Raw genomic sequence first — 18062 nt, forward strand, 5'->3', positions numbered from 1 at the left:
GGCCCCGGGACGCGCCCGGCCTAGTGGTGGTGCCCCGCGTGGCCGTGGCCCGCGTGGTCGTGCTCCTCGTCGGTCAGGTCGAGGAACGGGTGCTCGTCGAGGCGGCCCACGAGGCGGTCGTCGGCGGCCGGCTGGAACGGGCCAACCGGGTCGTCGTCGTCGAACGACTCCAGGTCGACCGGGGTGCCGACCTCGCTGACCATCACCACCCCGTCGAGCGGTTCCAGCTCCGGCACGTCCAGCGCGGACAGCGACCCGTCGCCGCTCTGGAGCAACTCCAGCACCGCCTCGCCGACGCCCTCGACCGGCGCGGGCTCGTCCTCCTCGGGGGTGCCCTCGCGGCGGGCGGCCTCGGCGGCCCGGATCAGCGCGGCGACGCTGGGCACCCGGTAGTCGCGGCGCTGGCGCACCGAGATGACCCGGGGGTGCGGGTCGGTCGCCTCGACGCCCTCGGCCGCGCCGAAGCGCTCGTCGGCCTCGTCGGGGTCGATGGACTCGACGTCCCACGGCGTGACCTCGCCGAACGCGTCGAGCAGCCGCTCGTCGTAGGCGAACGAGGCGTTGTTCAGGGCGACGTACGCCTGCCAGACGTCGTCGTCGTCGATGCGGCCCTGTGCGGCGCGGACGGCGGCCAGGTGCTGGCGGGCGGCGTCGATCACCCGTTCCAGGGCGGCGTCCAGCTCACCGTGCTGGTCGGACATGTGTGTTCCCTTCGCGATGGGGGACGATCCGTGCCGGGCGGGATGGGGCGGCGGACACGGTCAGCAATTCCGGAGGAAGCGGTCGAGAACCCGCACGCCGAACTGTAGTCCGTCCACCGGCACCCGCTCGTCGATGCCGTGGAACAGGCCGGAGAAGTTGAGGTCGGGTGGCAGCCGCAGCGGGGCGAAGCCGAAGCAGCGGATGCCGAGCTGCGAGAACGCCTTGGCGTCCGTGCCGCCGGAGAGCATGTAGGGCACGGGCCGGGCGCCCGGGTCCTCCGCGCGCAGCGCCGCCGACATGGCCTCGACGAGGTCGCCGTCGAAGGTGGTCTCCAGGGCGGGCTGGCGGTGGACGTACTCGATGGCGATGTCGGGGCCGACCAGCTCGCGCAGCTGCTGTTCGAGGAGCTCCGACTGGCCGGGCAGGCTGCGGCAGTCGATGGTGGCGGTGGCCCGGCCGGGGATGACGTTGTCCTTGTAGCCGGCGGCGAGCCGGGTCGGGTTGGCGGTGTTGCGGATGGTCGCCCCGATGATGTTGGCGATGGGGCCGAGCTTGGCGATGGCGGTCTCCGGGTCGTCCGGGTCGAGTTCGACGCCGAGCAGGTCGGAGACCTCCTCCAGGAAGGCGCGCACGGTGTCGGTGACGACCACGGGGAAGCGGTGCCGGCCGATGCGGGCGACGGCCTCGGCGAGCGCGGTGACGGCGTTGTCGTCGTGCACCATCGAGCCGTGGCCGGGGCGGCCCTTGGCGTGCAGCCGCAGCCAGTCGATGCCCTTCTCGGCGGTCTCGATGAGGTAGAGCCGCTGGGACTCGTCGACGGTGTAGGAGAAGCCGCCGACCTCGCCGATCGCCTCGGTGCAGCCGTCGAAGGCGTCGCGGTGGTGCTGGACGAGGTAGTGCGCGCCGTAGTCGCTGCCGGCCTCCTCGTCGGCGGTGAACGCCAGCACGATGTCGCGGGCCGGCCGCACGCCCGTGCGTTGCCAGTTCCGCACCACGGCCAGCACCATGGCGTCGAAGTCCTTCATGTCGATCGCGCCCCGGCCCCACAGGTAGCCGTCGCGCAGCTCGCCGGAGAACGGGTGCACCGACCACTCGTCGGCGTCGGCGGGGACGACGTCGAGGTGGCCGTGGACGAGCAGCGCGTCGCGGCCGGGGTCGACGCCGGGGATGCGGGCGACGAGGCTGGCCCGGCCCGGGGCGGACTCGTGGATGCGGGACTCGACGCCCACCTCGGCGAGCCTCTCGGCGACGTACTCGGCGGCGACGCGCTCCCCCGCGCTGGTGGCGTTGTCCCCGGTGTTGGTGGTGTCGATGCGCAGCAGGTCGCGGCAGAGGTCCACGACCTCGGCGGTGGGGTCGGGCGGGGCGGAGGCGGCGTCGCTCGTCATCGCTTCTTCATACCAGCCCTGCCGGCCGGGCAGCGCCCCCGGCCGCCCGGGCCCCGCCGCACGCCCCCGCCGCACGGGCTCACCGCCCGGGCCCCGCCGCGCGGGTCCGCCGTTTCGCGGGGACGCGGTCTGGGTACCGCCGCTGCCGTCCCGCACCGCTCACCGGGCCGCCTCCTTCGCGCAGCGCGTGCCCGCCCGCCGAGGAGGGCACCATGACCGTTCCCCTGCCGCCGCTGCCGCCCGTGCCCGGGGAGGGCTACCGGCCCGGCGGCCCGAGCGTGGCCGACCTGGTCGACGGCGAGCACCGGCAGCTGCTCGACCTGGTCGACCGGGTCACCGGTCCGGACGCCGCGCCGCGGCGGCTCGGCGAGGCGGTCGAGGTGCTGACCGCCGTGGTGTCGCGGCACCTGTCGGCGGAGGAGCAGTATCTGTTCCCGGCCGTCCGGGCGGCCGTGCCCGGAGCGGGCGCGGCGGTCGACCGGGAGGCCGGGGCGGCGGCCGAGCTGCTGACCGCCCTCAAGGCGCTGGCCGGGCCGGCGGATCCGGCGCTGGCCGACGTGGCCGACCGGGTGCGCCGGCACGTCGCCGGGACGGCGGCGCTGCTGGCGTCGCTGCGCGAGGTGGCCACCCCCGCCGAGCTGATCCGGCTGGGCAACCGGTGGGAGATCGCCGAGGAGGCCGCGCCGACCCGGCCGCACCCGGGTACGCCGGCGAGCCCGCCGTGGAACCGGATCGTCGAGCCGGCGGTGGGGGTGGTGGACAAGGTCCGCGACGCGGTGACGGGCCGGCCGACGCACCCGTCGGACCTGCTTCCACCCGGAGACTGACCGAATACCGGACGGTTACCACGGGATCACCGACCGGATACCGGGCGGTCACCATCGGACATCGGTCAACTCCTATCCGCTAGGACCCTTCCATCGATCCTTCCGTGGTCATAACGTCACCGTATGAATCTGGAGCTGAGACACCTGCGGGTGGTCTGCGCCATCGCGGAGACAGGGAGCGTGACGAAGGCGGCGTCCACGCTCGGCCTGGCCCAGCCGGCGCTGACCGCCCAGCTCCAACGCATCGAGCGGGCGCTCGGCGGCCCGCTGTTCGAACGGGACCGCCGGGGCGCCCGGCCCACCGCCCTGGGCGAGCTGGTGCTGGCCCGGGCCCGGGTGCTGCTGCCGGCCATGCAGGGCCTCCAGGACGAGGCGGCCCGGCTGGCCGGGGCGGGCCCGACCCCCGCCCGGTACCGCTTCGGCGGGGTGAACAGCCCCATCCTCGGCCGCCTGGTGCACCGGCTCGCCGCCGCACACCCACAGGCCCAGATCACGACGTACGCCTCCTGGTCCGCCGACGAGCTGGCCCAACTCGTCGGCGGCGGCCGGCTGGACTACGCGCTGGTCGGGGTCTGCGGCGACGCGGTCCCGCCGGCCGGGTACGGGCTGACCTGGCGGGAGGTGGCGATGGAGCCGGTTCAGGTGCTGCTGCCCGAGCAGCACCCGATGTCCGACCAGGACGAGGTGCGGCTGGTGGACCTGCGCGCCGAGCAGTGGGTCGCCGCCCCGGGCGACGGCTGCTTCGGCGACTGCTTCGCCGCCGCCTGCGCCCGCGCCGGCTTCACCCCCCGCAAGGTGTACGAGGCCGACGTGCGCGGCTGCATCGACCTGGTGGAGGCCGGCGCGGCGGTGGCCCTGTGCCAGGCCACGTTCCGCGCGGTGCCCGGGCTGGTGACCCGCCGGTTGGCCGGGGCGCCGCTGCGCTGGCGGCTGCTGCTGGGCTGGCACCCCGACTCGGCCGGCGCGAGCTTCGCCGAGGAGGTGCTGGAGGCGGCGGTGGCCGTGTACGACGACTCGCTCGCCGCGCACCCCGACTACCTGGCCTGGCTGCTGCGGCACCCGGACTTCGGGGTGCGCCGCCCGGCCCCGGCCGGGCCGCTCGCCGGGGACGCCGATTCCGGGGTGCGAACCGCCTGACGGCGGGTATCAGGGGCCCATGACCGATGCCCAGCCGACCGCCGACGACCGGGAGACCCTGCGCGGGGCGGCTGCCGCGCACAGCGCCGCCGCCCGGGACGTGGAGGCGTTCCTGCGCCGCCTGCCCGAGGTCCCCGGCCCCGCCGACGTGACCGAGTACGCCACCCTGCTCAGCCGGGAGGTGCGGGCGCGCGGGGAACGGCAGGCCGCCGCCGACGCCGCCGGCCTCCAGATCGGCAGCATGGAATCGGAGTGAGCCCGGCCCGGCCCCGCCGCCCTCACGGGTGACGGGGCCGGGCCGGGCGGGCGCGTCGCACGCGGGCCGACGCCGTTCCCCGGGGCCCGGGGGCGGCTCAGCGTTCCACGAGGGCGTCGTGGCCCAGGTCGAGCAGGGAACGCCGCCACTCGTCGTCGGCGGCCCCGTCGGCCGGGCGGGCGGCGGTCAGGGACCGGATCCGGTCGACGGCCTCCCGCATCACCTCGATGTCCTCGCGGGTCAGGTCGACCTTGCGCTTGCGCAGCACGGCCAGGATCTGCCGGCCCGGCTCGGGCAGGTCGAGGTCGGGGCCCGCCCCGAACGACTCCGTGCCGGAGCCACGGGTCAGCAGCCAGCTGCGCAGCTGCTCGGAGGTGACGTTCACCTCGGCGTGGAAGTCCTCCCAGAGCACCTCGACCTCGGGATCGAGTCGCGCCTCGCGTACCATCACGCCTCCTCTGCGGGCGGCGGCCCGGACGGCTCCGGATCGCCGGTGTGGGAACCCAGGCCCTCCGGCGGCACCCGCACCCGCGCGGGGTTGGCCGTCGGCGGCGCCTCGATCGGCTCGCTGCGGTCCGGGTCGGTCCCGGACTCCTCGGCGGCCTCCTCGGGCTCGGTCATCTGCGGCCTCCGCCCGTTCACCGGGGGTGGGACGTGGCGGCGGCGGTGTAGCCCCGGTCGCCGGCGCCCACCTCGAAGGCCAGCGCGCCGTCGCGGGCGTCCACGGTGACCCGCTGCCCGGGCGAGACGGCGCTCTCCAGCAGCATCCGGGACAGCCGGTTGTCCACCTCGCGCTGGATCACCCGGCGCAGCGGGCGCGCCCCGAACTCCGGCTGGTAGCCGTGCTCCGCGAGCCAGTCGACCCCGGCGACGGTGAACGCGACGTCGATGTCCTGGGCGTGCAGGCGACGGCGGGTGTCCTCCAACAGCAGCTCGGTGATCTGGCGTAGCTGCTGCTGCTCCAGCCGCCTGAAGATGATCACCTCGTCGATGCGGTTGAGGAACTCCGGGCGGAAGTTCTCCTGGAGCCGGCGCATCAGCCGCTCGCGCAGCTCGTCGCTCTCCCGTTCGGTGCCGGGCTCCCCCGCGCCGAAGCCCACGGCGCGCTGGGTGCCGGTGATCAGCTCCGAACCGAGGTTGCTCGTCATGATCAGGACGGTGTTCTTGAAGTTCACCGTCCGGCCCTGGCTGTCGGTGAGCCGGCCGTCGTCGAGCACCTGGAGCAGGATGTTGAACACGTCCGGGTGGGCCTTCTCGATCTCGTCGAGCAGCACCACCGCGTACGGGCGGCGGCGCACCGCCTCGGTGAGCTGGCCGGCCTCCTCGTAGCCGACGTAGCCGGGGGGCGCGCCGACGAGCCGGGCGACGGTGTGCCGCTCCTGGAACTCGCTCATGTCCAGCCGGATCATCCGGTCGGCCTCGCCGAACAGCGCCTCCGCCAGGGCCCGGCCCAGCTCGGTCTTGCCCACGCCCGTGGGGCCGAGGAAGAGGAAGCTGCCCATGGGCCGGTTCGGGTCGGCCAGCCCCGTACGGGAGCGGCGCACCGCCTCGGCGACCGCGCCGACCGCGTCGTCCTGGCCGACGACCTTCTGGTGCAGGTGCCCCTCCAGGCGCAGCAGCCGGTCGCGTTCCTCCTCCGTGAGCTGGGCGACCGGGATGCCGGTGGCCCGGGACACCACCTCGGCGATCTCCTGCGGGCCGACGGCCGGCACCTGTGAGCCGCTGCCGTCGTCGCCCTTGGCCCGGCTGATCTGCGCCTCCAACTCGGCGAGCCGGTCGCGCAGGGCCGACGCCCGCTCGTACTGCTCGTCGGCGACCGCCTGCTCCTTGTCCCGGCGCACCTCGTCGAGCTGCTGCTCCAGCTCCCGCACGTCGGAGGCGGGGGTACGCGTGCGCAGCCGCACCCGGGCCCCGGCCTGGTCGATCAGGTCGATGGCCTTGTCGGGCAGGTACCGGTCGGTGACGTACCGGTCGGACAGCTCGGCGGCGGCGACCAGCGCCTCGTCGGTGAAGCGGACCTGGTGGTGGGCCTCGTAGCGGTCCCGCAGGCCGCGCAGGATGGCGACGGTGTCCTCGACGGTGGGCTCCGGCACCAGCACCGGCTGGAACCGGCGGGCCAGCGCGGCGTCCTTCTCGATGCTGCGGCGGTGCTCGTCCAGGGTGGTCGCGCCGATCACCCGCAGCTCGCCGCGGGCCAGCGCCGGCTTGAGCATGTTGGACGCGTCCATGCCGCCCTCGCTGCCCGCCCCGCCCGCGCCGACCAGGGTGTGGATCTCGTCGAGGAAGATGATCAGCTCGTCGCGGTGGGCGCGGATCTCCTCGATGACCTTCTTGAGCCGCTCCTCGAAGTCGCCCCGGTAGCGGGTGCCGGCGACCAGGCCGGCCAGGTCGAGCTGCACCACCCGCTTGCCGATCAACGTCTGGGGCACGTCGCCGTCGCAGATCCGTTCGGCCAGCCCCTCCACGATCGCGGTCTTGCCGACGCCGGCCTCGCCGATGAGCACCGGATTGTTCTTCGTCCGCCGGGAGAGGATCTCGACGGCCTGCTCGATCTCGGCGGCCCGCCCGATCACCGGGTCGATCTGGTCGTTGCGCGCCAGCTCGGTGAGGTCCTGGCCGTACTGGTCGAGGGTCGGGGTGCCGTGGTCGGGCCTCGGGCCGGACATCGGGCCGCGCTCGGCGCTGGCCGCCTGCAACGACTCGGGCTGGATCCGGCCGGCGGCCAGCATCCGGCCCGCCGGCGACTCGGGGTTCAGCGGCAGCGCCATCAGGATGTGCTCGGGGCCGATGTAGTTTGCGCCCATCGCGCGGGAGAGCTGGTGGGCGTCGAGCAGCGCCCGCTTCGCGGCCGGGGTGAGCGACAGGTTCGGCGGCACCTCGCCCCGGGGCGCCCCGTCGCCGCGCCCGCCGAGGGCGTTGACCAGGGCGTCCGGGTCCGCGCCGGCCCGGCGCACCAGGTCGCGCAGCGCCTCGCGCTGCAACGCCGCCCAGAGCAGGTGATCGGTGTCGAGGTCGTTGCTGTGCCGCTGCGCCGCCCGACGGGCCGCGTCGGCGAGCATCTCCCGCGCGTCGGCGGTCATCAGCCGGGTGATGTCGACCCGGTGCGCCGGCCGGCGTCCCCCCTCGCCCCGGCCGAAGTACCGGGCCAGGAACTCGTCCCACGGGTCGGAGCCGAGGTCGCCGGGTCCCATCATCGCTGTCCTCCCGCGGGTCGGGCACGCTCGCCGGTGCGGTCGCCGCCGGCACGGTCGGCGGTGGCTACCCGGCGGCCGGCGCGACAAACGCGCCCGGCCCGGGCCCGGGCGGAGGCGGGCAGGCCCAGGCCCGGACGGACACGGGCAGGCCCCGGCCCAGGCGGAGGCGGGCAGGCCCAGGCCCGAGCGGACGCGGGCGGGACGGGACCCAGGCGGACGCGGGCAGGCCCAGGCCAGGCGGACGCGGGCGGGACGGGGGCCCGGGCGGGGGGAGCACCAGGCCCGGGCGGTCGCGCCCGCACGGGGCCGGCGAAGGCAGCAGACCCAGGCGGCGAAGCCCGCACCAGGCCGGCGCGAGTGGTTGCCCCGGCGGGCCGGGCGGGGACGCCCGCTCGGCGGTGGCAGGCTGGGGGCATGGAGCCGACGCCGCTGCTGATCGTGGACGCCGCCAACGTGGTGGGTTCGCGCCCCGACGGGTGGTGGCGGGACCGGGCCGGTGCCACCGCCCGGCTGCGCGACGCCCTCGTCCCGCTGGCCGAGTCCGGGGTGCCGCCGCAGCTCGCCGGGCCGGCGGAAGTGGTGCTGGTGGTAGAGGGCGCCGCGCGTGCCGTCCCCGCCGTGCCGGGCGTGCGGGTGGTCGCCGCCCCGGGCTCGGGCGACGACACGATCGTCGACCTCGTCGGGGCCGCCCCGGACCGCCGCCGGCTGGTGGTCACCGCCGACCGGGAGCTGCGCTCCCGGGTCGGTGCGCTGGGTGCCGAGGTCCACGGCCCCCGCTGGCTCCCCACCTGACCCACCCCACGCGCCACGCCGGCCGCCCCCGCCCCGGTGATCAAGAGGAAAGTGTCAACCTTGATCTCGCCGATGACGCAAACCTCTTGATCACCGGGGCGGGGGCAGCGGGGCCGGGGGACGCGCGGGGCGGGGGCGGGGGGCACGCGGGGTGGGGACGGGGGTGAGTCCTGTGGGTGGGATCGGGTGACGCGCAGGTGGGACACTCGGGTGGGGTTCGCGCACGTCAGTGACGTAATCGGACAGCCGGGCGGCAACACCGACAGGGCGGATGTTCTCTCCCCACGGGGGATGGGTTGTAATGGAGATCTCCCCGCCCCCAGGAGGTCCCCGTGGCGAGCGTCGCCGAGCTGAAGGCAGCCATCGATGTCGCCCTGCAACAGATCGGTGACGGGCAGACGGCGGTGCAGGCGGCCGGGGAGAAGCTGGCCGAGGCGCAGCAGACACTGGCCGGCGCGCTGGAGGGCAGCGGGCACGAGACCGTCGAGGCGGCGCAGGCGTCACTGACCCAGGCCAGCCAGGAGCTGGAGGAGTGCCTCGCGGCGACCCTCGTCGCGGTGGAGCAGGCGCAACTCTACGTCTCGACCCTGTAGGGCCGGGCGTGTCGATCATCGAGGACGTCGGGGCCCAGGTGCGGGCCGCAGCGGAGGAGTTCCCGCTGGCCCAGCTCGCCCTCGCGCTGGAGAAGTTCGGTCAGGCCACCGAGCGGCTGCGCTGGGTGCGGCAGGAGTCGGCCAACCCGATGGGGGTGCCGGAGCTGTCCGCCGCCGTCGAGCACGCCGAGTCCGCCGGGCACGCGCTGCGGGTGGCCCAGGAGCAGTTGTCGGCGTACCTCGCGGCCATCGGCCTGGCCCCCGACGGCGCGCCGCCGGCCCGCCCGGCCGGCGACCGGCAGGTCCACGACGCCCCGCGCGACGCGCCGCCGGCTCCCGGCGACGGGCCGCCACCGGCGCGCGACGACAACCCGGTGCTGCGCCGCTGGTGGGCGGTGCGGGTCGCGGAGCTGACCGGCGGCCGGGAGGGCGCGCCCGACGAGCCGGACGAGCGGATCGGCGACTCCCGGGAGCTGCTGCGCCGGGTCGCCGACGGGGTCCGCGGCGGCGACCGGGACCGGCTGCACCGCGAGCTGCGGGCCGCGCACGCCGACGTCGGTCTCGGCCTGGCCGCGCTCGCCCCGCCGCTGCTGCGGGAGCTGGCCGGGGAGCTGCTCGGGCACCCGCCCCGCGCCGACGACCTGCCCCGGCTGCGCCGGGAGCTGGACGGCCGGGTACGCGACCTGCTGCCAGGGCTGCCCCCGCCGGTGCTGGAGACGCTGCTGACCCGGGTCTGCCGGATGCCCCCGCCGCCGCGCGGCAGCGGCGAGGAGCAGCCGCACGCCGCCGACGCGGCCGTCACCGCCGGCGTGGTCACCGCCGTGCTGCTGGACCGCCTCGGCAGGGACCTGCCCCGCGACGAGGGGCAGGCTGGCAAGGAGAACGGGCCCGCGCAGCAGAAGCGCCGCGAGGCCGAGCGCGACGCCTGGGACGAGGCGACGCGGCAGCGGGCGGACCGCGAGCGGGCCGCCCGGGAGCGGGCCGCGCAGGGCCTGCCCCCCGTGCCGCCCCCACCGCCCGCCGGGCGCGCCGCCGGCCGGGGGTCCGATGGCTGACCGCCGCACCCAGCTGGTGACCCGGGTGCGGGGCATGCTCTCCGAGGCGCTGGGCGCCACCCGGCACCGGCTCGCCGACGCCGACGCCGAGCTGGCCGCCGCCCGCGACCGGCTGGCCCGGGTGCAGCGCGCCGCGGCGGCCGTGCCGGCGAAGGTGGGGGCGCAGCGGGACCGGCGGCTCGCCGAGATCGACGCCCGGCACACCGCGCGGATCGCCGAGCTGGCCCGCCGGGCCGTCGACGCCGCCCGCCGCGAGGCGCCGGGCGCGGCCAGCGCCGACTGGGCGCAGTGGGCCGCGACACCGGCCGGTCGCGGCGAGACCCCCGGCGCCGTACGCGTCGGCACCGTGCGCATCCCCGGCGCGGAGCCGGTGCCGGCGCTGGTGCCGCTGCTCGACGCCGGCCACGTGCACCTGTCCGGGGCCGGGGCCGACGGCGGGGCGGCCGTGGTGCCGGCGCTGCTGCTGCGCAGCCTGGGCCGGGCCGACCCCGGCGCGGTGCGGTTGTTCGGGTACGACCCGGAGCGCCTCGGCGGCGGCCTGGCCGGCTTCGCCCCGCTGGGCACCGCCGGGCTGCTCACCTTCGTCGGCCCCGGCGGGCTGGGTCGGCTGCTGGACGACCTGGTGGAGCAGATCCGCCGGATCAACGAGACCGTGCTCGCCGGGGAGTACCGCTCGCTGCGGGAGCTGGCCGCCGCGACCGGCCGCCGCCCCGAGCCGTGGCGGGTGGCGGTGCTCCTCGGCGGCGACGAGCTGTCCCGGCACGAGCGCGGCCAGCTCGACCGGGTGGTACGCACCGGCGCGGCCTGTGGCGTGCACCTGGTCGTACGCGGCGTGCCGGTGCCCGACGACCCGACGGTGACCCGGGTCGTGGTCGGCCCCGACGGCGCCCGGGTGGGCGGCCCGCCCGGCCTGCCGGTGACCCTGGACCCGCCGCCGCCGGCCACGCTGGTCACCGAGACGTGCCGGCAGGTCGCCGCCCGGGTCAACGCCGGCCCCCCGCCGGCCCCGTTCACCGACCTGCTGCCGCCGCCGGAGCAGATGTGGCGGGAGGACTCCTCGACGGGGCTGACCGCGCCCATCGGCGAGGGTCCGCACGGCCGCCCGGTGCTGCTCAATCTCGGCGACTACCCGCCGCACGCGCTGATCGGCGGGCCGTCCGGCACCGGCAAGACCAACCTGATCTTCGCCTGGATCGGGGCGCTGGCCTCCCGCTACTCCCCCGCCGAGCTGGAGTTCTACCTGCTCGACTTCAAGGAGGGGGTGTCCTTCGCCCGGTTCGCCCAGGGCCGGCGGGACCCGAGCTGGCTGCCGCACATGCGGCTGGTCGGGATCAACGTCAACACCGACCGGGAGTTCGGGCTGGCGCTGCTGCGGTTCCTCGCCGAGGAGCTGCGCCGGCGGGCCGACGCGGCGAAGAAGCACGAGGTCACCAAGCTCGCCGAGCTGCGGGCGGTCGACCCGACCGGGCACTGGCCCCGCATCGTCGCCGTGGTCGACGAGTTCCAGGCGCTGCTGGCCGGGCGGGACGTGGTCGCCCGGGAGGCCGCCGACCTCCTCGAAGACCTGGCCCGCCGGGGCCGCTCCCAGGGCATCCACCTGGTGCTGGCCTCGCAGGACGTGCGCGGCATCGAGGCGCTGTGGGGGCGGCCGGCGCTGGTCGCCCAGTTCACCCTGCGCATCGCGCTGCCCAAGGCGCTGCGCATCCTCGCCGAACGCAACGACGCCGCCCAGTCGCTGCCCCGCCACCACGCGGTGGTCAACGCCGAGTCGGGCCTGGTCGAGGGCAACGAGGTGGCCCGCATCCCGTCGGCCAGCGACTGGGACGAGTGGAGCGAGTTGCAGCACCGGCTATGGCGGATGCGCCCCGCCGACGCGAAGCCCGCCCGCCTCTTCGACGGCGACGCGATCCCCCGGCTCGCCGAGGCCCCCGACTACCGGGCGCTCACCCCGCCCGAGGGCGACGGGACGCCACGCAGCCCGGTGGCGCTGCTCGGGGAGATCATCGACGTGCAGGCCCGCTCGGCGGCGCTGCGGCTGCCCCGGGCCCCCGGGCGCAACCTCGCCGTGCTGGGCACCCGCGTCGACGAGGCGTGCGCCGTGCTGGACGCCGCCGCCCGGTCGCTGGCCCGCCAGCACCGCCCTGGCACCGCCCGGTACTCCATCGCCTGCCTCGACCCCGACGCCGACCCGGCCGCCCGGGAGCTCTACGCCGACCTCGCCGACGACGCCGCCTGGTACGACGACGAGACCGTACCGGAGCTGATGGCCGAGACGGCGGCGGCCCTGGACCGGCCGGGCACCCCCGCCACCCCGCACTACCTGCTGCTGTACGCGGTCGACGCGGCGGCCGGGCGGCTGGCCGCGCGGGCCGGTGGGCGCACCGGGCTGGAGCACCTGCGGCGCATCCTGCACGACGGCCCGGAGCGGCGCACCCACGTGCTGGCCTGGTGGCGCGGCGTGGCCCGGATGCGGGTGGACCTCGGCGGGCCGGCCGCCCGCACCGACCAGATCGGCGCGTGGGTGGCCCTCGACGTGCAGGGCGGCGAGCTGGGCTCGTCGCTGTACCCGGGCACCGGCGGCCCCGACTGGTATCCCCGGCCGTGGCGGGGGCTGTTCTTCGACCGGGCGGCGCACCGCACCGGGCAGGTCATCATCCCCTACGGACCGTCGGCGTGAACGAACCGGTGACCAGTGAGTCGTACGCGGCGCAGGTGCGGCGGCTGGCCGAGCTGACCGACCGGGTGCGCACCCAGCGCGCCGAGGCCCACGCCTGGCACGAGCAGCAGTGCGCCGCCGCCGAGCGGGCTGTCGCCGAGGCCACCGAGCAGTTGCGCGAGGCCGAGCGGGAGGCGGCCGACGCGCGGGAGCTGGTGGAGCGGGTGGACGCCGAGGCGGCCCACCTGTGGCAGCAGTTGCGGGCCCGGTTGGGCGCGGGGGCCCGCCGGCTCGGCGACCCGCCCGGCCCGGCCCGGGACGCCTCGGGCGACCCGCTGCTGCTGCTGCACGGGGTGCGTGGCCTGCTGGACCGGACCCGGCAGCCCGGCGAGCTGCCCGCCTCGGCGAACCCGCTGCTGGCGCTGTGCGGGGCGGTGGGCGCGGCGCTGATGTTCGCCCTCGGCCTGGGCATCCGGGCGCTGGGGGCCCGCAACGGCGGGGACCTGGCGGTGGGCCTGCCGGTGCTGGCGCTGGTGGTGACCCTGCTCGGCCCCCTGGTCGGGTTGGCCCTGGCCAAGCGGCTCGCCGACCGTCGACACGCGGTGCTGTCGCCCCGGCCGATCACGGTCGTCCTGGTGGCGGGCCTGGTGACGACCGGCGTGCTGCTGGTCCTCGCCCGCTGACTGCTCCTCCCCGCCCGGCGGTTAGGAAGGGGCCCCTGCTATACCGAAAGCGTTAACAGGGTGCCCTTCCTTACCCCGCAGGAACGGCGATCGCCTCGCGCAGCAGCCGGCGGGCCAGGACGACCCGGTCGGCGTCGTCGTCGAGGCCGGGGAGGTCACCGACCCGGCTCACCGCGCCGGTGAGCAGCGCGCGCAGCGCCGGCGCGCAGCCGGCGGGCAGGGTGAGCACCCGGTCGAACAGGCGCAGCGCGACCTTGTCGTCCCCGGTCGGGTCGAGCCGCCAGCGCAGCCCCGGCCGGGGCGCGAGCCGGGTGTCGGCGTCGACGGCGGCGAGCGCGGCGGCCTGGGCGAGGGGCCGGATCGGGGCGGGCCGGGCTGCCGGCCAGGCCCGTTCCCGCAGCCGGGCGGCCACGGCGGCCGGGTCGGCGCGCAGCAGCCAGTCCCGCAGCGCCTCGACGGTCTCGGTCAGCTCCGGCTCGATCGCGTCGGGGTCGGCCACGTCGGTGCCGAACGGCAGGCCGGCGCGTAGCCGGGCGTCGGCGGCGGCGAGGGCGAGCAGCTCCTCGACGATGGCGTACCGGGTCAGCGCCCGGATGCCCACGGTCAGGTGCAGGGAGCTGGTCTCCTGGGCCTGGGCGCTGTGCAGCCAGCCGCGCGGCAGGTAGAGCGCGTCGCCCGGTTCGAGGACCACGTCGAGCGCGGCGGGGCCCTGGGCGGTCGCGGAGACCTCGTCGGCCCGGCCGCCCCAGGGCTGGCGTTCGAGGGGGTCGGGCAGCACCGGCGGGTGGATGCGCCAGTGCTTGCGCCCGTCGACCTGGAGCACGAAGACGTCGTGGGTGTCGTAGTGGGTGGCGAAACCCTGGCTGCCGGCCGGGGTCAGGTAGGCGTTGACCTGCAACGGCTGCGCGAGGGCGACGCCGAGGTCGCGGGCGAAGTCGACCAGGGCGGGCCAGGTGCGGTGCAGGCCCTGGAGCACCAGGGTCGCGCCGGAGGCGTACAGCTCCAGGACCCGCTCGTCGAGGACCTGGTCGCCGATCTCGGCGCCCGCGCCGCCGCCGCCGGTCCAGCGCGCCGCGGGCACGAGCTGGCCGTCCTTGGCGATGCGCAGGAACGGGGTACGCAGCCCGCGCCGGCTGAGCAGTTCGTCGGCGTCGGCGGGGCTGAGCAGGTCGGTGAAGCCGTCGGCGTTGGGCAGCTCGGCGGCGCGGGACAGCAGCGGCGCCCGGCCCCAGTGGGCGGCGGCGAACTTGCCGGGCTCGACGGCGACGCACCGCGCGAGGGCGCGGGCGGCGGTAGCCGGGACCGCCGGGCGGCCGTGGCCGCCCGGCGGGTCGGTGATCGTCATCGCGAGGCGTCAGGCGGCGCTGCCGTCGGCGCCACCGTCCTGCTGGCCCGGGGTCGCGCCGCCGTCGGCCGGACCCTCCGCGCCACCGTCAGCGCCACCATCCTGCTGACCGGGGGTCGCGCCGCCGTCGGCCGGACCCTCCGCGCCACCGTCAGCGCCACCATCCTGCTGACCGGGGGTGGCACCGCCGTCGGCCGGACCCTCCGCGCCACCGTCAGCGCCACCATCCTGCTGACCGGGGGTGGCACCGCCGTCGGCCGGGCCCTCCAGGCCGCCGCCGCTGGTCGTCTGGATGTCGTCGTCGTTGAGTGCCATGCGGTGCTCCCTCGCCAGTTCCCGCCCCGCCGCGCGGCGGGGGTTCGTCGTGCGACGGGTGGTACCCCCGGCGCGATCTTCTCTAACCACACGGTAGACGGCGTCGCCCGCCGGCACGCCCGGTTTCGCCCGGTGTGCCGGCGGGACGCGGGCGGTCAGCCGTTGGCGCAGACCCTGCCGTTGAACGTGAAGCTGGTGGGCGACGGGTTGGACCCGGTGTGGGTGCCCTGGAAGCCGAAGCTCACCGTGCCGCCGACGGCCACCGTGCCGTTGTAGCTGGCGTTGCGGGCCAGCACCTGGGTGCCGGACTGGCTGACGGTGGCGTTCCAGGCGTTGGTGACCTGCTGGCCGGCGGTGAAGGAGAAGCCGAAGCTCCAGGCGTTGACGGCGTCGGGGCCGTCGTTGCGGATCCGGATCTCGGCGGTGAAGCCGTTGCCCCAGGAGTTCGGCACGTAGGTCACCGTGCAGCTTCCGTTCGGGGCGGGCGTGGTCGGGGCCGGCGTGGTGGGCGCGGGGGTGGTCGGCGCCGGCGTGGTCGGCGCCGGCGTGGTGGGGGTGGTGCCGCCGCCGAGGGCCTCGGCGACCGCCTGGTACGCGGGCTTCGGCGCGTAGTTGTCGTCCCAGATCAGCGCGGCGCCCTCGCCCGGGAAGGTCCCCGGGATCCAGGAGTACTTGTCGGTGATGCCCCAGACGGTGACGCCCTGGCACCGGGCCACGGCGAGGCAGATGTTGACGACCTTCTTGTAGTCGGCTGCCTGCGTGGCCAGCTTGGAGGAGTTCGCCGGGGTGGACATCCGGATGTCCAGCTCGGTGACCCGCACGTCGACGCCGAGGTCGGTGAAGCGCTGGAGGTTGGCCTGCATGTCGCCGGGGACCTGGCCGATGATCAGGTGCGCCTGGAAGCCGACGCAGTCGATCGGCACGCCCCGGGACTTGAAGTCCCGGACCAGGTTGTAGATGGCGGTGCTCTTGGCGTTGATGCCGTCGGTGCTGTAGTCGTTGATGCACAGCTTCGCGTCCGGGTCGGCGGCGCGGGCGGCGCGGAACGCCTCCTCGATCCAGCTGTTGCCGATGCGCTGCTGGAGGATGCTGTCGCGACGTCCGCCGGAGCCGCCGTCGGCGAACGCCTCGTTGACCACGTCCCAGGCGAAGACCTTGCCCTTGTAGTGGCCGGCGACCGCGGCGATGTGGTTCTTCATCGCGGCGAGCAGGTCGGAGCCGGAGAGGTTCGACGTCCAGCCGGGCATCTGGTTGTGCCAGACGAGGGTGTGGCCGTACACCTTTTTGTTGCTGCCCACGGCGTAGTTGACGACCGCGTCGCCCTGGCCGAAGGAGAACTGGTTGCGGTTGGGCTCGGTGACTTCCCACTTCATCGCGTTCTCGGCGACGACGAGGTTGAACTCGGCGTCGGCGATCTGCTTGTACGGGCTCTCGGAGAGCCGGTTGGGGTCCAGGGCGAAGCCGATGTCGCGGCCCTTGGCGTCGGCGAGGCTCCTCAGGCTGGCGGCGGCCTCGGCGGTGCCGGGTTGCGCGACGGCGATGCCCATGGCGAGCGCGCTGGCGGCGGCGAGCAGCCCGGCCAACAGGCCGGACCGGGTGCGCCGGCCGATGTGGTGGTGGATGCGCATGCGTTCCCTGTCCTTCGTACGGGTCGCCAGCCACGGCGACGACGAGACGATGGGAGCGCTCCCGACATCCTGTCAGCATCGACGCCGGCCGTCAACCGACCGGTCCCGCCGCGCCCGCACCAGGCGGACGGGCACCGCGCAGCTCGACCCCGTCTCCCGCATCGCGGGATAGTCGTCCCTAATATCGGGACGGCGGCTAGCCTCGCCCTATGGCCGACTCCCGCCGGTGGGTCATGCTCGGCATCGGCACCGCCGCGCAGACCGCAGGCACCCTCTACCTGTACGGGCTGCCGTTCCTGCTGCCCGCGCTGCGCCGCGCCACCGGCCTGCCGCTGTGGGAGCTGGGCCTGCTCGTGGCCTGCCCCAGCCTCGGCATGGTGCTCGCCCTCATCGGCTGGGGCGTCCTCGCCGACCGGCGGGGCGAGCGCCTCGTCATCGGCCTGGGCCTGACCGGCGGGGCCGCGTTCCTGGGCGCCGCCGCCCACGCCGCCGGCCCGGCCCTGTTCGTGCTGCTGGCCCTCGCCGGGGCCGCCGGCTCCGCCGTGTACGCCGCCAGCGGCCGGGTGGTGACCGGGTGGTTCGCGCCCGGCGAGCGGGGCCTGGCGATGGGCATCCGGCAGACGTCACAGCCGCTGGGCGTGGCGGCGGCCTCGGCGGCCCTGCCGGTGCTGGCCGACTCCGGCGGCCCACGGCTGGCGCTGCTGGTCGCCGCCGCGGTCTCCGCGCTGACCGGGATCGTGGCCGCCCTGCTGCTGGTCGACGGGCCGAGGCCCACGAAGGGACCGACCACCGCCGCCTCGCCGGGCACCGGCACGGACGGTGCGCGCGGTCGGTCGCCGTACCGGTCGCCGACGCTGTGGCGGGTGCACGGGGCGAGCGCCCTGCTGGTCGTGGCGCAGTTCGTCGTCGGCGCGTACGCCCTGGACTACCTCGTCACCGAACGCGGCTGGCCGGTGCGTACCGCCGGGCCGTTGATCGCGGGGGCGCAGCTCGTCGCGGCGGCGGCGCGGGTGCTCGCCGGCCGCTGGTCCGACCGGTGCGCCCAGCGGCTGCGGCCACTGCGGGTCATCGCCGCCGGCACCGCCGCCGCCCTGGGGGCCCTGGCGCTCGCCGAGGCCCTGCACGCCCCGCCGGCGGCCCCGCTGCTGCTGATCGCGCTCGTCGCCACGGTGAGCTGGCACGGCGTCGCGTACGCGGCCGTCGTGGACGTGGCCCCCGCGAGCTGGGCGGGCCGGGCCACCAGCACGCAGACCGTGGTGCAGAACGTGGCCGCCACGGCCACCCCGCCGCTGTTCGGGCTGGCCGTGGCGGGGCTGGGCTTCGGGCCGGGGTTCGCCGTCGCCGCCCTGTTCCCGGTCGCCGCCGTGGCGGTGCTGCACGGCCTCACCGTCGGCGCGCAGCCACCCGCCCGCCCGGTGCGGGTGCCCGCGCCGGATGCGACGCGGCCGGCCGGCCGACCCGTGTCGGGATCGGCCGGCCGGTGACCGGTCG

The 18062-nt window shown here is 76.3% G+C and carries 17 protein-coding genes; 9 read left to right on the forward strand and 8 right to left on the reverse strand.

Going from position 1 to position 18062, the window contains the following annotated elements:
* Positions 1–20: 20 nt before the first annotated feature.
* Both ACFYWL_RS05140 and ACFYWL_RS05145 read right to left on the reverse strand, forming a co-directional pair.
* Positions 21–701 (reverse strand): hypothetical protein, encoded by a 681-nt coding sequence (locus tag ACFYWL_RS05140; protein WP_386967542.1) that lies wholly within the window; start codon positions 699–701, stop codon positions 21–23.
* 60 nt (positions 702–761) lie between these two features.
* Complete coding sequence (locus ACFYWL_RS05145; RefSeq protein WP_386967544.1) at positions 762–2090, reverse strand: M20/M25/M40 family metallo-hydrolase; 1329 nt, start codon at positions 2088–2090, stop codon at positions 762–764.
* Between the two features lie 212 nt (positions 2091–2302).
* Between ACFYWL_RS05145 and ACFYWL_RS05150 the strand changes: the two genes are divergently transcribed.
* From ACFYWL_RS05150 to ACFYWL_RS05160, 3 genes are all read left to right on the forward strand, one after another.
* Positions 2303–2917: a hemerythrin domain-containing protein gene (locus ACFYWL_RS05150; RefSeq protein WP_386967547.1), complete on the forward strand. Its 615-nt coding sequence runs from the start codon at positions 2303–2305 to the stop codon at positions 2915–2917.
* A gap of 123 nt (positions 2918–3040) precedes the next feature.
* Positions 3041–4054, forward strand: coding sequence for a LysR family transcriptional regulator (locus ACFYWL_RS05155; RefSeq protein ID WP_386967550.1), 1014 nt, complete (start codon positions 3041–3043; stop codon positions 4052–4054).
* A gap of 19 nt (positions 4055–4073) precedes the next feature.
* The gene (locus ACFYWL_RS05160; RefSeq protein WP_386967553.1) at positions 4074–4310 is read left to right on the forward strand and encodes a hypothetical protein; all 237 of its coding nucleotides are present in this window, start codon (positions 4074–4076) and stop codon (positions 4308–4310) included.
* Between the two features lie 97 nt (positions 4311–4407).
* Here ACFYWL_RS05160 and ACFYWL_RS05165 read toward each other — a convergent pair whose 3' ends face one another.
* From ACFYWL_RS05165 to ACFYWL_RS05175, 3 genes are read right to left on the reverse strand one after another with little or no spacing between them, the layout of a single operon-like run.
* Positions 4408–4758 carry a DUF3140 domain-containing protein gene (locus tag ACFYWL_RS05165; RefSeq protein ID WP_386967555.1) on the reverse strand — a complete coding sequence of 117 codons (351 nt, stop codon included), beginning with the start codon at positions 4756–4758 and terminating at the stop codon, positions 4408–4410.
* The gene (locus ACFYWL_RS05170) at positions 4758–4931 is read right to left on the reverse strand and encodes a hypothetical protein (RefSeq protein WP_386967557.1); all 174 of its coding nucleotides are present in this window, start codon (positions 4929–4931) and stop codon (positions 4758–4760) included. The genes ACFYWL_RS05165 and ACFYWL_RS05170 overlap by 1 nt, the downstream gene beginning before the upstream one ends.
* A 17-nt stretch (positions 4932–4948) precedes the next feature.
* Entirely contained in the window at positions 4949–7504 is a 2556-nt protein-coding gene (locus tag ACFYWL_RS05175; protein ID WP_386967560.1) for an ATP-dependent Clp protease ATP-binding subunit, read from the reverse strand.
* A 414-nt stretch (positions 7505–7918) separates the two neighbouring features.
* On the opposite strand from ACFYWL_RS05175, the gene ACFYWL_RS05180 reads away from it, so the two are divergent.
* The 5 genes from ACFYWL_RS05180 (at position 7919) to ACFYWL_RS05200 (ending at position 13283) form a co-directional block, all read left to right on the forward strand.
* Complete coding sequence (locus ACFYWL_RS05180; RefSeq protein WP_386967562.1) at positions 7919–8296, forward strand: hypothetical protein; 378 nt, start codon at positions 7919–7921, stop codon at positions 8294–8296.
* Between the two features lie 332 nt (positions 8297–8628).
* The gene (locus tag ACFYWL_RS05185; RefSeq protein ID WP_007076395.1) at positions 8629–8889 is read left to right on the forward strand and encodes a hypothetical protein; all 261 of its coding nucleotides are present in this window, start codon (positions 8629–8631) and stop codon (positions 8887–8889) included.
* An 8-nt stretch (positions 8890–8897) separates the two neighbouring features.
* Positions 8898–9944, forward strand: coding sequence for a hypothetical protein (locus ACFYWL_RS05190; protein WP_386967566.1), 1047 nt, complete (start codon positions 8898–8900; stop codon positions 9942–9944).
* Positions 9937–12621: an FtsK/SpoIIIE domain-containing protein gene (locus ACFYWL_RS05195; protein ID WP_386967569.1), complete on the forward strand. Its 2685-nt coding sequence runs from the start codon at positions 9937–9939 to the stop codon at positions 12619–12621. The genes ACFYWL_RS05190 and ACFYWL_RS05195 overlap by 8 nt, the downstream gene beginning before the upstream one ends.
* The gene (locus ACFYWL_RS05200; RefSeq protein ID WP_386967572.1) at positions 12618–13283 is read left to right on the forward strand and encodes a hypothetical protein; all 666 of its coding nucleotides are present in this window, start codon (positions 12618–12620) and stop codon (positions 13281–13283) included. The genes ACFYWL_RS05195 and ACFYWL_RS05200 overlap by 4 nt, the downstream gene beginning before the upstream one ends.
* 70 nt (positions 13284–13353) lie before the next feature.
* Here the strand turns inward: ACFYWL_RS05200 and ACFYWL_RS05205 are convergent, their stop codons facing one another.
* From ACFYWL_RS05205 to ACFYWL_RS05215, 3 genes are all read right to left on the reverse strand, one after another.
* Positions 13354–14628 carry a cupin domain-containing protein gene (locus ACFYWL_RS05205; RefSeq protein WP_386967574.1) on the reverse strand — a complete coding sequence of 425 codons (1275 nt, stop codon included), beginning with the start codon at positions 14626–14628 and terminating at the stop codon, positions 13354–13356.
* A 9-nt stretch (positions 14629–14637) separates the two neighbouring features.
* A complete protein-coding gene (locus ACFYWL_RS05210) occupies positions 14638–14943 on the reverse strand; it encodes a hypothetical protein (RefSeq protein WP_386967577.1) in 306 nt (101 codons plus the stop codon).
* Between the two features lie 155 nt (positions 14944–15098).
* On the reverse strand, positions 15099–16571 hold the full coding sequence (locus ACFYWL_RS05215) for an endo-1,4-beta-xylanase (RefSeq protein ID WP_386967580.1): 1473 nt from the start codon (positions 16569–16571) through the stop codon (positions 15099–15101).
* Between the two features lie 209 nt (positions 16572–16780).
* Here ACFYWL_RS05215 and ACFYWL_RS05220 point away from each other — a divergent pair, with 209 nt between their 5' ends.
* Positions 16781–18055 carry an MFS transporter gene (locus ACFYWL_RS05220; protein WP_386967582.1) on the forward strand — a complete coding sequence of 425 codons (1275 nt, stop codon included), beginning with the start codon at positions 16781–16783 and terminating at the stop codon, positions 18053–18055.
* Positions 18056–18062 lie beyond the last annotated feature (7 nt).

The sequence above is a fragment of the Micromonospora sp. NPDC002575 genome, from assembly GCF_042889525.1.
GTDB classification, from domain to species: domain Bacteria; phylum Actinomycetota; class Actinomycetes; order Mycobacteriales; family Micromonosporaceae; genus Micromonospora; species Micromonospora carbonacea.

Bases quoted from the DNA above. Each gene is read 5' to 3' on its own strand.
- ACFYWL_RS05140 (WP_386967542.1), bottom strand. From the start codon at position 701: ATGTCCGACCAGCACGGTGAGCTGGACGCCGCCCTGGAACGGGTGATC.
- ACFYWL_RS05145 (WP_386967544.1), bottom strand. From the start codon at position 2,090: ATGACGAGCGACGCCGCCTCCGCCCCGCCCGACCCCACCGCCGAGGTC.
- ACFYWL_RS05150 (WP_386967547.1), top strand. From the start codon at position 2,303: ATGACCGTTCCCCTGCCGCCGCTGCCGCCCGTGCCCGGGGAGGGCTAC.
- ACFYWL_RS05155 (WP_386967550.1), top strand. From the start codon at position 3,041: ATGAATCTGGAGCTGAGACACCTGCGGGTGGTCTGCGCCATCGCGGAG.
- ACFYWL_RS05160 (WP_386967553.1), top strand. From the start codon at position 4,074: ATGACCGATGCCCAGCCGACCGCCGACGACCGGGAGACCCTGCGCGGG.
- ACFYWL_RS05165 (WP_386967555.1), bottom strand. From the start codon at position 4,758: ATGGTACGCGAGGCGCGACTCGATCCCGAGGTCGAGGTGCTCTGGGAG.
- ACFYWL_RS05170 (WP_386967557.1), bottom strand. From the start codon at position 4,931: ATGACCGAGCCCGAGGAGGCCGCCGAGGAGTCCGGGACCGACCCGGAC.
- ACFYWL_RS05175 (WP_386967560.1), bottom strand. From the start codon at position 7,504: ATGATGGGACCCGGCGACCTCGGCTCCGACCCGTGGGACGAGTTCCTG.
- ACFYWL_RS05180 (WP_386967562.1), top strand. From the start codon at position 7,919: ATGGAGCCGACGCCGCTGCTGATCGTGGACGCCGCCAACGTGGTGGGT.
- ACFYWL_RS05195 (WP_386967569.1), top strand. From the start codon at position 9,937: ATGGCTGACCGCCGCACCCAGCTGGTGACCCGGGTGCGGGGCATGCTC.
- ACFYWL_RS05205 (WP_386967574.1), bottom strand. From the start codon at position 14,628: ATGACGATCACCGACCCGCCGGGCGGCCACGGCCGCCCGGCGGTCCCG.
- ACFYWL_RS05210 (WP_386967577.1), bottom strand. From the start codon at position 14,943: ATGGCACTCAACGACGACGACATCCAGACGACCAGCGGCGGCGGCCTG.
- ACFYWL_RS05215 (WP_386967580.1), bottom strand. From the start codon at position 16,571: ATGCGCATCCACCACCACATCGGCCGGCGCACCCGGTCCGGCCTGTTG.
- ACFYWL_RS05220 (WP_386967582.1), top strand. From the start codon at position 16,781: ATGGCCGACTCCCGCCGGTGGGTCATGCTCGGCATCGGCACCGCCGCG.